At 66.6% G+C, this 13,496-nt stretch carries 7 protein-coding genes and 3 pseudogenes; 7 read left to right on the top strand and 3 right to left on the bottom strand.

Annotation, left to right across the window (positions count from 1 at the left end; all coding sequences use genetic code 11):
* The coding region (locus O3Q52_RS17205) for an amino acid permease (protein WP_269649654.1) at positions 1 to 412 on the top strand (412 nt) is incomplete at its 5' end.
* Between the two features lie 78 nt (positions 413 to 490).
* Here the strand turns inward: O3Q52_RS17205 and O3Q52_RS17200 are convergent.
* Entirely contained in the window at positions 491 to 889 is a 399-nt protein-coding gene (locus O3Q52_RS17200) for a DUF6223 family protein (RefSeq protein WP_269649653.1), read from the bottom strand.
* A gap of 232 nt (positions 890 to 1,121) precedes the next feature.
* On the opposite strand from O3Q52_RS17200, the gene O3Q52_RS17195 reads away from it, so the two are divergent.
* The 4 genes from O3Q52_RS17195 to O3Q52_RS17180 all read left to right on the top strand — a co-directional run bounded on the left by O3Q52_RS17195 (position 1,122) and on the right by O3Q52_RS17180 (position 11,472).
* Positions 1,122 to 2,249 carry a sensor histidine kinase gene (locus O3Q52_RS17195; RefSeq protein ID WP_269649652.1) on the top strand — a complete coding sequence of 376 codons (1,128 nt, stop codon included), beginning with the start codon at positions 1,122 to 1,124 and terminating at the stop codon, positions 2,247 to 2,249.
* Positions 2,246 to 2,905 (top strand): response regulator transcription factor, encoded by a 660-nt coding sequence (locus tag O3Q52_RS17190; protein ID WP_269649651.1) that lies wholly within the window; start codon positions 2,246 to 2,248, stop codon positions 2,903 to 2,905. Before O3Q52_RS17195 ends, O3Q52_RS17190 begins: the two co-directional genes overlap by 4 nt.
* Before the next feature lie 1,004 nt (positions 2,906 to 3,909).
* Positions 3,910 to 11,076, top strand: coding sequence for a polymorphic toxin-type HINT domain-containing protein (locus tag O3Q52_RS17185; RefSeq protein ID WP_269649650.1), 7,167 nt, complete (start codon positions 3,910 to 3,912; stop codon positions 11,074 to 11,076).
* Positions 11,077 to 11,472, top strand: coding sequence for a DUF5958 family protein (locus O3Q52_RS17180; protein WP_269649649.1), 396 nt, complete (start codon positions 11,077 to 11,079; stop codon positions 11,470 to 11,472).
* Between the two features lie 356 nt (positions 11,473 to 11,828).
* Here O3Q52_RS17180 and O3Q52_RS17175 read toward each other — a convergent pair.
* Positions 11,829 to 11,924: pseudogene (locus O3Q52_RS17175) on the bottom strand (IS3 family transposase); the annotation flags it as partial.
* 49 nt (positions 11,925 to 11,973) lie between these two features.
* Between O3Q52_RS17175 and O3Q52_RS17170 the strand changes: the two are divergent.
* Positions 11,974 to 12,261: pseudogene (locus O3Q52_RS17170) on the top strand (IS30 family transposase); the annotation flags it as partial.
* 87 nt (positions 12,262 to 12,348) lie between these two features.
* On the opposite strand, the pseudogene O3Q52_RS17165 reads toward O3Q52_RS17170, so the two are convergent.
* Positions 12,349 to 12,531, bottom strand: a pseudogene (locus tag O3Q52_RS17165) (transposase); the annotation flags it as partial.
* Between the two features lie 325 nt (positions 12,532 to 12,856).
* On the opposite strand from O3Q52_RS17165, the gene O3Q52_RS17160 reads away from it, so the two are divergent.
* Complete coding sequence (locus O3Q52_RS17160; protein ID WP_269649648.1) at positions 12,857 to 13,405, top strand: hypothetical protein; 549 nt, start codon at positions 12,857 to 12,859, stop codon at positions 13,403 to 13,405.
* The last annotated feature ends 91 nt before the right edge of the window (positions 13,406 to 13,496 follow it).

Raw genomic sequence — 13,496 nt, 5'->3', positions numbered from 1 at the left:
GCTTGCCCTGATCCTGGGCGTCTCCCGCACCACCCTGGCGATGGCCCGCGACCGGCACCTGCCCCACGTCCTGGCCGCCGTTCACCCGCGCTTCCAGGTGCCACACCGCGCCGAACTGCTGGTGGGCGCCGTCGTCGTAGTGCTCGCCGCCACCACCGACGTACGCGGCGCGATCGGCTTCTCCTCCTTCGGCGTGCTCGTCTACTACGCCGTCGCCAACGCCTCCGCCTGGACGCTCACGCCGGACGAGAACCGTCCGCCCCGCATCGTCCCCGCGGTCGGCCTGACCGGCTGCCTGGTGCTGGCCCTCACCCTGCCCGCCAGCTCCGTCGCATGGGGGACCATGGTGGTGGCCGCCGGCATCGCCGCCTACGGAATACGCCGGGCCATCAGCGCCCGCCGGGCGACCTGAGCCGCTCACCCGCACGAGCGGGATGCCGCCCCGAACTCACATGTCCGGGCGGACCGTCGACGTAGGTCCGGGCGGTACCTATGAGGTGGACCCGAACTCCCGCCCGTGCCCGACGCGGTCGGCGCTCCGCCCAGTGCGCCGGGAGCGGGCGAGAGCACGCCGGCCGAGGGCCATGGCGATCAGCCCCAAGGGGATGGCCCCGATCGCTCCCGCCATCCCGTTGCCCGTGCCGGGGCCACCGCTGGAGGTGGCCAGATGCAGCGCCGCGAGGGCCGTGCCGACCAGCCCCACCGCCATGGCCGCCATGGCGCCGGTGCGCGCGTTGCCGGTGCTGATACGGCCGGCCAACCGGGCGAGGGCCAGCCAGCCAATGGCCACGCCGATCAGCCCCACTCCGAGGGCCAGGTTGGCCCCCGTCCGCCCGTCGCCGATGACTCCGCCCTCGGCGGCCACCGTGAGGACATCTGCTGCACTCATGCCACTCTCCTCCTTCGTGCATGGCGAATTCCCCGGTTTCCGTTGTGCCTTGAGCGTGCCTGCCGACCACCCTGCTGGTCGTCCCGCGGGTGCAGTCTCTTCGGACTGCCGTCGACATGGCAGTCGACTGCCGCGCATGTGGCAGGCGGCGGGCAAGTACCGCAGGTGCAGTAGCCGGCCACTCATCCGCGGGCGGGACTCGCCCGCACCGGCGTCCGGCTAGGGTGCGCGCATGGACACAGAGCGTTTTCGTGTCCCGGCCGGTGCCATGGACTGGGCGATTGCCGTCAGCGTGGCGGCACTGCTGCTGGGAACCGGGTTGTCCGGGCAGCACCCGGCCGGGGAACGCGAGCTGCTCGGCGCCGTGCTGCTGGCGGCGGGCGGTCTCGCGCTGATCGCGCGTCGTAAGGCTCCGATTGCCGTGCTGACTGTCACCGGCCTGTGCGCGGTGGGGTACGAGGCGGCGGGGTTCGAAGTGCTCGCTGTCTCGTACCTGATTGCTGTGTACGGCGCCGTGCGGGCCGGGCACCGCGCCCTGACGGCTGCGGCATCCGTGTCCCTGCTCGTCGTCCTGCCCCTCACGGCGCTGGTCTTCCGCGACGGGCCGGCGCGCGAGGCGTTCGCGCAAGCCAGGAACGTACTGGAAATCGCCTGGCTGATCGCCGCCTTTGCCGCCGGGGAGGCGCTGCGGCAGGCCGAGCGGCGGGCGGACGAAGCCGAGCGCACTCGGGAGGAGACCGCTCGGCGCCGAGCCGGCGAGGAGCGGCTGCACATCGCGCGGGAGCTGCACGATTCCCTCACCCACCAGATTTCGATCATCAAGGTGCAGTCCGAGGTCGCCGTCCACGTAGCCCGCAGGCGCGGCGAGCAGGTGCCCGAGACGCTGCTGGCGATCCGGACGGCCGGACGGGAGGCGACCCGCGAGCTACGCGCGACTCTGGAGGCCCTGCGCGACGACGACACTGCCCCGCCGCGGAGTCTCGAGCACCTACCGGAACTGGTGGAGAGCGCCCGTTCGATGGGCCTGGACGCAACGCTGACCATCGAAGGGCAACGGCACGACGTGCCGGCCGCGGTGGGCCGGACCGCCTACCGCATTGTCCAGGAGGCACTGACCAACACCGCCCGGCACGCCTGTGCCACCACCGCGGCGGTCCGGATCGAATACCGGCCCGACGCCCTTGCCGTCCAGGTGGACGACGACGGCAAGGCCGCCCCCGATGACGCCCCGGCTCCCGGCCTCGGGCTGCTCGGCATGCGCGAACGCGTCACCGCCCTCGGGGGCCGGCTGCGCGCGCAGCCGCGCACCGAGCACGGTTTCACCGTCCAGGCCGAACTCCCCGTGGAACGAGCATCATGATCCGTGTCCTGCTGATCGACGACCAGCCACTCATCCGCAGCGGCTTCCGCGCGCTGCTCGGCCTCGAAGACGACATCGAGGTGGTGGCCGAAGCCGCCGACGGCGAAGAGGGTTTGGTGCTCCTCAAGGAGCATCTGCCCGACGTCGCGCTCATCGACATCCAGATGCCGGTCATGGACGGCATCGAGGCGACCCGGCGCATCGCCGCGGATCCTGCCCTGGCCGACGTGCACGTCGTCATGCTGACCAACTACGGCATGGACGAGTACGTCTTCGAAGCGCTGCGCGCCGGCGCCGCCGGGTTCCTGGTCAAGGACATCGTGCCGGAGGACCTCCTGCACGCCGTACGGGTGGCCGCCCGCGGCGACGCTCTGCTTGCCCCGTCCATCACCCGCAAGCTGATCCACCGGTACGTCGCCCAGCCGCCCCCTGCTTCCAGTGCTGCACTGGAGGAACTGACCAGCCGTGAACGCGAAGCGGTCGCCCTGGCCGCACAGGGTATGTCCAACGGCCAGATCGCCGAGCGCATGGTGATCAGCCCGATGACCGCGAAGACCCACATCAACCGGGCCATGACCAAACTCCATGCCCGCGACCGGGCCCAACTCGTGGTTCTCGCCTACGAATCCGGCCTGGCCGCCCCGCGCAACGGCTGACAACTGGCAGTGGTTGTCGACCTTGCGGTGGACGTCCGACCACGTCCTCATCACATCACTGCCACGGTGCTCGCCGCTTCACCCCCCCGGCAAACCGGTACCCGAGACCTCCTGCGGGGCGCGCCCGTTAACCCGCACCGAAGAAGCCGCGACTACCACGAGTAGCTGCCTCTGACTGCCTCGCGTGGCTACTTGTGCAGGTCAGACGGGTGCGTCAGGGGCATATGAAGGTGTGGGGTCGAATCCGGGTCGAAGTGGCTGCTCGGTAAACGGCAATTCCCTGGAAGGCTGGGGAGTCTCATCCTCGGAGTTGACGATCGATGGACCAGGACCGACTCCGCCTCGAATAGAGCCTGCAGAAGTGGGACTTGATCTCCTGGAGTCGCATCTGCGCAGCTCAGGCCCTTGATTCTGTTCGCAACTGGGGCTCGGGGGCGAATCTGGGTCGTATTGGATTGAGGATTACAGCAGTAGTCGTCCGGCCATTACTCGGAGGCATGATCTGGTACGGGGCGGGATAGACCGGTTGCTGTGGTACTTGAAGGGCGAAGTCGGTTCCGTCTCGGACTGAACCCCACGTATGACTCTCCTGTCGCGCGGGACAGCTGCTGTCGCACCTTCGGTATAACCCCCGCGGTCGATCCGGCACCAGTCGGGACTGGTCGCATGGAGGGATTGCTTGCGGCTCCGCACAAGTTGGGGCACATCAACCTGTCCGTGAGGGTAGTGGTGTGCGATGGCTCACGTGATGCAGGTTGGCGCCATGCTGGCGGGTGAAGCGAGAATGTGTGAGGCAGGTCACTGAGGTGGGAGGGAACTGTTCCTCGTGCCCCCTGTTCACCTGGCCTTCACGGCGGTTACTGTCCCGGTTCATTGATCACATTTCGTGTGGGGTCACGTGGCGCTGTGCTGGGGAGCACGGCTGTGGCCTGCCCGGATGCTGACGTCTGGTCTGTTGGACTGTGGCCCGCGTGCGTTGTGGGTGGCATGGGGTGGGGGTTCGAGTGGCTGCTCGGCGTGCGCGTTTTGTCTCGGTCGGTGTTGCGGGTGTGTTGCTGGCGGGATTGCTGTCGACGGTTTCGGTGGTGTCGCCGCAGCAGGCCGCCGCAGCCGCTGGTGATCCGACGCCCGTTGTGCCTTCGCAGTCACTCGGGTCCGTTCCGGTGCAGCAGGCCGAGGAGGTCGGCAAGGCGCTGCCGGCCCCGCAGTGGCCGCGCGCGGCCGAGGCGTCGGTCGATCTGTCGGAGGCGGCGCCGGGGGATCCGGGCGCGGTGATACCCGAGCCGTCGGTGTCAGCCCCGGCGGGTACGCAGGTCGGGGAGGTCGTGGAGGTCGCTCCCGTACCGGCGGAGGCAGGCACCGAGGCTCAACTGGATGCGTCCCGGCTCGCGGAGGAGGATCCCGCTTCACCGAGCCCCAGCACCTCGGCCCCGGCAGCTGCCGCAAGTCCCGATCCCGGTGTCCTGCCGTCGGCTTTCCCGGAGCCCTCGGCTGCTGACTCGGTCCCCGCCTCGGATGAGCCCGTCCCGGACGCTGACCCCGTCTCGCCGGATCAGGTCGAGGTGCGGGTGCTGGACCGGGAGGCGGTGGCACCGGTCGGCGGTATCGGGCTGGGCCTGGAGATCTCCCGTACCGACGGTGTGGACGTTCCGGGCGAGGTACAGGTCGACATCGACTACTCGGGCTTCAAGTACGCCTACGGCGGTGATTTCGCCGACCGGCTGCGCCTGGTGAAGCTGCCCGCGTGTGCGCTGCAGACGCCGCAGGCTGAAGGCTGTACGGAGCGGGCGTTCGTGCCGGTGGAGAACGATACCGACACGGGCACTCTGACCGCGACGGTGACGGCGGCCGCTGACACCACACCTGAAGGAGCCTCGCCGCAGCTGATGCGCGAGGCAGGTACGAGTGGCGCGAGTGTGTATGCGGTGACGTCCGGTTCGTCGTCGGACGCGGGTGACTACCGGGCCTCGACGCTGTCGCCGACCGGTTCGTGGGAGGTGTCCACCGGGTCCGGTGCGTTCAGCTACAGCCTGCCGGTGCAGCTGCCGAAGCCGCCAATGGGCGCGGCACCGCCGCTGGCGATGTCCTACAACTCGCAGTCGGTGGACGGCCGTACCTCGGCCAGCAACAACCAGGCCTCCTGGGCGGGCATGGGCTGGGACCTGAATGTCGGCTTCATTGAGCGGCGTTACCGCAATTGCACCGAGGATGGTCTGCCCACGATCGGTGACATGTGCTGGGACTCGCCGAACTCGGCCGCTGAGCCGTCCGGTGCGGTCTACGTCATCAGCCTCAACGGTGTCACTTCGGAGCTGATCCAGGACAACACCGGCAGCGGCGCCTACCACCTGAAGGACGACCCGGGCTGGCGCGTGCAGCGGCTGTTCAACGGCCACGGCGCGGGCCGTGACGGCGAGTACTGGGTGATCTCCAGCCAGGACGGTCAGCGCTACTACTTCGGCTGGGGCCGCTCCGAGCGCACCAGCACCGCGACCGCTTCCGTCTTCACCGTCCCGGTGGTCGGCAATGACGCGGGGGAGCCGTGTCACGACCAGTTCCCCGAGCCCTGTACCCAGGCCTGGCGCTGGAATCTCGACCGGGCGGTGACCGCCAATGAGGTCGAGACCATGTACTTCTATGACAAGGAGTACAACCACTACCGGTCGGTCGCGAACACCGACAAGGCCCGCGAGTACGTGTCCTCCGGGTATGTGAAGGAGATCCAGTACGGCTGGTCCTCGCAGATCGCCGACGGCAAGGTCCCGGCGAAGGTTGAGCTCAGCCACGTCAACCGGTGCATCGAGCGGGTCCAGGAGAACGACCCGCTGCGCGACGCACCGGCAACCTGCCCCACCTTCGACGACAAACCGACCTCGTATCCGGATGTGCCGATCGACCTGATGTGTGACGGCACATCGGCGGACTACAACTGCGCAGGCAAGACGTACTACCCCACGTTCTTCTCCACGGACATGCTGTGGGACATCAAGACCTACGTCAGTGACCAGGACGGCAGCGGCTGGGACTTGGTGCAGCAGTACCAGAACAAGTACGGCATGCCCAACCCGGACGGCACCGTCGGCAAGACCTTGTGGCTGGATTACGTGCAGCGCAAGACGTACGGCAGCGCCGGTGACGGCGACGACCTCATTCTGCCCGTGATCAACTTCAACCGGACCGACCTCGACAACAAGGTCGGCTCCGCCGAGCTCAACTTCCCCCGCATCCAGGAGATTCACGGCGACCTCGGCGCGACGACCACCGTCTCCTACGGCTTCGCCAACGCCTGTGACATCAACAGTCTGCCGTCGCAGGCATCGAACACACAGGACTGCTACTGGCAGAAGTGGACCCCTGAGGGCGACACCGAGTCCAAGACCGGCTGGTTCAAGAAGTTCCTGGTCACCAAGGTCGTCGTCGATCCCACGGTCACGACCAACCAGGACGGCGCCCCGCCGATGACCACCTCGTACACCTACGAGGACGGTGGCGGCTGGCGGTTCACCAACGATCCGTTGACCAAGGACGAGGACGAGTCGTGGTCCGACTGGCGCGGCTATCAGGAAGTCCAGGTCACCACCGGCGCGGGCACGGGCCAGAAGACGAACAAATACTGGCTGTACCGGGGCTTGGACGGCGACCGCACGTCGAAGACCGACCCTTCGGCGACCAGGACGGTCACGGTCAACGACGGTGACGGCAACAACTACACCGACCACGCCTGGCTCGCCGGCCGCACCCTGTCGACGTCCCTGCGGGACGACACCGACACCTCGCACGAACGCACCTACCACGAGTACTGGGACCACAACACCGCCCAGTACGACGGGCTGCCCGACGCCCGCTTCGTCCGCGAGAAGAAGACCACCACCAACACCAAGATCACCGGTGGCTGGCGGACCCACATCGTCGAGAGCGAATACGACGACACCGAAGGTGCGTCCACAACCTTCGGCCTGCCCATGCGCACCGACGACCAGGGCGAGAGCGGCGTCTCTGATAACCGCTGCACCACCTACGGGCGCGCCTACAACACCGACAACTACGACTCCACCGGCGCTCAGCGCTGGACCGTCCTCCAAGACCAGATCAAGCACTACTCCGTGGGCTGCTCCAGCATCGCCGACAGCAACCAGGACGGCTACGCCACCACCCTGTACGACGACGCCACGAGCGTGGCGGCCAACAAACCGGTCGATGGCAACCCCACCGAGGGGCGCACCTACACCAGGGCGGGCGGCTACCGGTCGACGTGGTCCGGCTACGACGACGCGGGCCGTGTGGTGTGGAACGAGGACGGCAAGCACAACCGCACCACCACGCAGTACAGCCCGGCCAACACCTGGCCGCTGGACGGCACCACGACCACGACGCCTGATCCGGACGGCACCGCCTCTACGCGCAGCGCGCACGTTTCCACGGTGTGGTCGTCCCGCTTTTGGGGCGCGCCGACCACCGTGAGGGACGCCAACAACAACTCCACCCGGGTCACCCTGGACTCTGCGGGCCGCGTCGTGGAGGTGTGGAAGCCCACCGAGACCGGCAGTTCGCCGTCGATGAAGTTCGGCTACAGCGTTCCCAAGTCGACCAACGGCTCCGGGGTCCCCGACGCGGTCGACGGTTACCCGCACGTGACCACTCAGGTCCTCCAGTCGGGCACGACGTACCTGACCTCGCACGCCTACACGGACGGCCTCGGCCGCGACCGCGAGTCACAGACGCCGCTGCCCAGCGACCTCGACCCGGCGACCAAGCAGACCGTTCCCTACCGGCAGGTGGCGGTCACCCGCTACGACTCCGCAGGCCAGGCCACCGGCAGTTCAGCGGTCTTCCGCAACCAGGGCACCGCCGGCTCGGGCGGCCCGTCCAGCCCCCAGGCCGCCGAACTCCCCTCATACAACGACCTGGTCCTGGACTGGGCAGGACGCACGGTGACCTCCCGGATCCAGGCGTACGGGGTGACCCAGGACGAAGACCTGGTCACGACCACGTACAACGGCGACCACACGGTCGTGCAGCCGGCCGAGGGCGCACCGACCGACTCCTACACCGACGTCTACGGCCAGGTGTCCAAGGTCGTCGAGCACAGCGGCACCTCCACCTACACCACGTCCTACGGCTACAGCGACAAGGGCGAGCTGAAGCAGATCACCGACACCCGCGGCAACAGCACCCTCTACACCTACGACTGGGCCGGACAGCGCCTCACCACCGATGACCCGGACGCCGGCACTTCGACGACCGAGTACGACGTGAACGGCCGGATCAGCAAGACGACCAGCAACGGTGCCAAGACCGTCCTCAGCTACGGATACGACAACCTCGGCCGCAAGACGGCCATCTCCAGCGGTTCGGACGAACTCGCCGCCTGGACCTGGGACGGCCTGAACATCCCCAACGGCAAGGGCCAGGTCACTGCGACCACCAGCCGTGACGCGGCGGGCAACACCTACACCACCAAGGCCGGATCCTTCGATACACGAGGCCGCGCCCTGAGCAGTACGGTCACCCTCCCCACCGGTGTCAGCGGCCTGGCCGGCGACTACACCACCTCCCTCACCTACGACGCCGCCGACCACATCACCAAGGTGGCCTACCCCGCCGCGGGCGGCCTTGCTGCGGAGACGGTGACCACGACGTATGACGAGTACGGTCACCCGGACCGTCTGACCAGCACCCTTGGCACCTCTGTCTACATCGACGGCACGGCCTACGACGCATACGGCCGCCTCGTGGAGCGCAACTACGGCGCCGAGTTCGGCGGCAACGGCATCCAGGCCCAACGCCGCTACGCCTACGACGACAGCAACGGCACCCGCTGGCTGAAGACCATCGCAACCACCACCTCGGTGAACGAGCTGGTCACCGAGGCCCAGAAAGACACCTACGACTACGACCTGGCAGGCCGCCTCACAGAGCTGCGCGAGCAAGCCGGCGGCCAGAGTGCTCAGTCGCAGTGTTTCCGCTACGACGACCAGAGCCGTCTGACGCGGGCGTTCACCCACGCCACGGCAGGCATCTGCGCGAACACCGCACAGACCACATCCGACTACACGGGCACGAGCCCCTACCAGACCGCCTACACCTACGACCGCATGGGCAACCTGCAGTCGACCACGGACACCAACTCGGCCGGCACCGCCACCCTGCGCGACTACCTCTACCCCGGCTACGACGACGCGGGTACCTGGACGACGGCCAACGCGGACTGGCCACACGGCGTCCGCAAGATCCTCAACAAGACCGGTACCACCACCAACCGCACAGACACGTTCACCTACGACACCGACGGCACGATGCTCCAGCGCATCGAGCAAGGAACAACCGCCGCGGCCAAGACCACCGTCGACTACACCTGGACCAAGCTGGCCCAACTGTCGACGGTCAAAACCACCAAGGCCAGCGGCAGCGAACTGACCCGCTACGCCTACGACGCCGACGGCAACCTCCTGGTCCGCACGACCCCGGCCGAGACCGTCGCCTCGCTCGGCGGCACGGAACTGCGCACGGACAGCTCGACGGTCACCGCGACCCGCCACTACACCGTCGGCGGCGCGACCGTGGCGATGCGCACGAGTGAGGGCACCACCGCCACCAACGGCAAGCTCACCTACCTGACCGCCGACACCCAGGCCTCCACACAGATCGCCGTCGACGCTTCCGCAGGGACGTCCACCCGACGCCGCTACACCCCCTTCGGCGACGAACGCAGCGGCGCCCTGCCCACCGGCACGGACAACGGCTTCCTGGGCAAGACCGAAGACACCAGCACCGGCCTGTCCCTGCTCGGCGCACGGGCCTACGACCCGGGCCTCGGACGCTTCCTCAGCCCGGACCCGCTCAGCGCGCCGTACGAGCCGCAGAACCTCTCCGCCTACAGCTACAGCGTCAACGACCCCATCAACCGCTTCGACCCCAGCGGCCTCATGGACGCCGATGTGGGCAGCTCCTGCACCAACGACTGCGAAGAGCACAAGAAGTGGGTCACCGAGACCATCATCGGCGGGTCGTGGCAGCAGGAGGGCGATTCCGGCGTCGACCTCAACAACGACGGCTACGTCGCCATCTACCCCACTGTCCACGTTCCCGTCGGCTGGGACCAGGCACAGGTCTACATCCAGGCCTTCTACGACAAGATCGACGAACTGTGCCACTACGGCCGGGAATCCTGCGCCGACAGTTCGGGCCCCCTGGACGCATCGGCAGTCAACGGCGCGAAGGGCAACGCCTGTGTGGCGGCAGGCCGGGACTGCGCCAAAGGATTGAACTGGGGCGAGAGTGCTGCCATGGTCGGCGGCTTTGCGGCCGCCGCGGAGGGCGGGGAAGGCCCGGCAGGCGGCTTCGGATTCGGCGGCATACGTTCCAAAAACAAAAAGAGTGGCTGCAGTAAGTGCTTCCTGGCAGGCACCGACGTCCTCATGGCCGACGGCACCACCAAGGACATCGAGGACATCGAACCCGGCGACAAGGTCCGGGCCACCGACCCCGAAACCGGCGAAGCAGGTGCCCGCGAGGTCACCCGCCTCATCGTCACCCAGGACGACAAACACTTCAACGAACTGTCCATCGCCACCGACGACGGCATCGACCAACTGACCGCCACTTACGAGCACCCCTTCTGGTCCCCCTCCCAGAACACCTGGACCGAAGCAGGCGACCTCACCCCCGGCATGACCCTGCTCACCGACGACGGCGACACGGTCATCGTCACCGGGAACCGGGCATACACCCAGCACGCGACCACATACAACCTCACCGTCGATGACCTGCACACGTACTATGTGCTGGCGGGACAGACTCCGGTCCTGGTTCATAACTCCAATGGGTGGTGTGGCCCCGGCTTTAGAACGGCATCGGAGGCTGGCATCAGTCCGAATGATGCCAAGCGAATCCAGAATGCCGCTGACAAGGCGGGGCAGCCAATCATTGTGGTCGGAAGCCGCGCCGGGAATGGGAATCTAAACCCGACTTCGGACTGGGATTACATCTTGACCGGTTCATCCAGAACCCGTCACAGCGTCAAGAATTCGCTGCCCCGGGGGACGGGGGATGGTGAGGGGAGTGGACGTGGTCGGGACTTCTATCAGAGCTACAACCCGAACAGTCCCAGAAGAGATTACACGGTGTTGGATAGGAGTAAACCCTACGTCGTGTTCGAACCTAGGGGTTAGGTGAATGGATTGCGAACCTCGGAGCGAATCATCAATGAGGTGGCTCAAGGGATGCGCGGCCTGGACGATGCCGCCGACTGGTTCTCATCGCTGGACGAAGAGGGCCAGGATTCGGTTCTGCGCGAGATTGTTCTTTACTTGATCCAGGTGCATGTCACTGCACAAGACGGGCGGGATGGCCTCGCGCGTTCAGGCGTCAAGGCAACCATGACCCCTGCAGTCCTAATTGTTCGGGAGCCAATCCTCGAACAAGTAGGAAAGATTGCAAGCTTGCCGCCAAATGAATATCTCAAGGCTTTCCGTGTTCTGTTGTCTACGTTCGCAGTGGCTGACACGCGACGAAGGGAAACGGAGTGCCGAGGAACTTGTAGCCACGCCTGGCACAACCTGTCGTAAGCGTCGATGCCATGGCGCGCCGAGGGTAAATTGCCAAGGTTTTGAGAGTTCACTCGGGCGCACACTGGGAGCCCCCGCCAAGTCGGTAATCGGCGGGGGCTCCCGGGCGTTTGACGGCAACGCTGACGGCAACGTCAGCGGACGAGCGTTGCGGCAGGCGGCTCGTCAGGGGGTTCCTCGGCGTGGCCGAGGACGCCGCTCAGGGAGTCGATGGCTTGTCGCCAAGGCGACCCGCTGGCGCGGGTCGCGCGCGGCACGGCCGCCCACCCGGCCCGCTCTCGGCTCCGCCACCGCGGGCCGGCCAGCGACCAGGCCGCGCAGAGACAGCGCAGCGGACGACCGGAAACGCACAGAAAGCCGCGGACCGCTCCGGCGATGCCGAGTTCACGCATCAGGCGTTCGACGGTGCAGCGGGCCACCGCGACATCCTGACGGTTCAGGTGCCGCCATACCACCGTGGTCGTTCCGGCTCTGGTGGAGACCTACGAACGCATGGACCCCCGCCTACGCGGCACGTTGACCTGGGATCGCGGCATGGAACTGGCTGCCCACAAGCGTCTAAGCGCTAACACCGGTGTCGACGTGTTCTTTGCAGCCCCGCGTAGCCCCTGGCAACGTGGCACCAACGAGAACACCAACAAGCTGCTCCGGCAGTACCTGCCCAAAGGCATGAACCTGTCGACGTTCAGCCAGGACGACCTTGACGCCATCGCGGCGAAGCTCAACAACCGTCCACGTAAGTGCCTGGGATTCCGCACACCAGCCGAAAGCGTTGCCTTGACCGGTTGAATCTAAGGCGGCTTTTTTCAGGAAGGTGACTTCCATCTCCAGCTCGCGGTTGCGTCGTTCGAGTTCCTTCAGGCGCGCCCGCTCGAGCACCGTCAAGTCCGCATCGGGAGCCGGTTCCTGCTGCTTCTGATGCTTCTTCACCCAGCCGCGTAGCGTCTCCGAGTTCAGATCAAGCTCCCGGGCGACTTCAGAGATCGTCTTGCTCGACCTCAACGCGATCTGAACGGCTTCCTCGCGGAACTCCGGTGAGTACTTACTGGGTGGCGCCACTTCTTCCTCGTTTCCTTGTTCAGGACAACCCTATTGGGTGCCTGTCCGGAAACTTCGTGGCCCCTCAGAGCGCCGAAGAAGCCATGCCGGTAGGACATGTTCGCCCTTCCCGGGGGCAGGTGCTCCGCAGAACACGCATGTCTTGGACATGGCTTGAGGCTACTCGTCCGCGTCCGCCCAATGTGCGGGCATTTTCTTGGCTCGGTCAGCGTGGCAACTTCGTGGTGCGTCCGGGGTGGGCGGCGGAGATGTCGCACCACCGGACTGGCGCGGTCCAGGGCTCGCTCGCGTGTCCGTTGTCAGTGCTGCCTGAGAATCTGACGCGATGCCACGTATCCCACAACAGATCATCCGCGAAGTCATCATGGCGAAGTGGGCCGAAGAGATCGGCCCCGAGGCGGCTCGCGCGAAAGCGATATCTGACCTCCAGGCCGGAGCTGTGCCGCCGTGGCAGCAAACAGCGATCAGACTGACCTCCTACCTCGTACGCAAGCGACTGCGTGACGAACTGCCGGAGCCGGAGAAGGAGGGCGGCCGGCTGTACGTCCTGGGCTTCCAGGGCCTACGCGCAGTGGTGAAGGTTGGGTCCACCGGGGCTCCTGAGCAACAGTTCGACAAGTACGAGACTCAGGCGCGCAACCTCGGATACGCCCTGGTCGACGGATGGGTCTCCGCCCCCGTCGGGACCAGGAGTGAGACATACCGGCTGGAATCCATGATCCTCACGAACCTGCACCACGTCTTGAACGGACACATCGACGGCGGCCGGATCTTCGAGTGGTTCCACGGCCACGACTACGAGCGGATCAGGGAACTTGTGGAAGACCCGACCGCGCTCTTCCACCTGACGCTCAAAAGGGCCTTGGCTAGGTAGGGCTGCAGCACGTCGCGGCGCCTATTGATCCGAAACGGTAGATGTTCTGGGTCGTTGATCTCTGCGTGAGTGAACTGGTGGGGGACGCACG

The sequence above is a fragment of the Streptomyces sp. ActVer genome (genome assembly GCF_027270795.1).
Lineage (GTDB): Bacteria > Actinomycetota > Actinomycetes > Streptomycetales > Streptomycetaceae > Streptomyces > Streptomyces umbrinus_A.
This window is presented reverse-complemented; position numbering and strand designations above follow the sequence as displayed.

Bases quoted from the DNA above. Each gene is read 5' to 3' on its own strand.
- O3Q52_RS17200 (WP_269649653.1), bottom strand. From the start codon at position 889: ATGAGTGCAGCAGATGTCCTCACGGTGGCCGCCGAGGGCGGAGTCATC.
- O3Q52_RS17195 (WP_269649652.1), top strand. From the start codon at position 1,122: ATGGACACAGAGCGTTTTCGTGTCCCGGCCGGTGCCATGGACTGGGCG.
- O3Q52_RS17190 (WP_269649651.1), top strand. From the start codon at position 2,246: ATGATCCGTGTCCTGCTGATCGACGACCAGCCACTCATCCGCAGCGGC.
- O3Q52_RS17160 (WP_269649648.1), top strand. From the start codon at position 12,857: ATGCCACGTATCCCACAACAGATCATCCGCGAAGTCATCATGGCGAAG.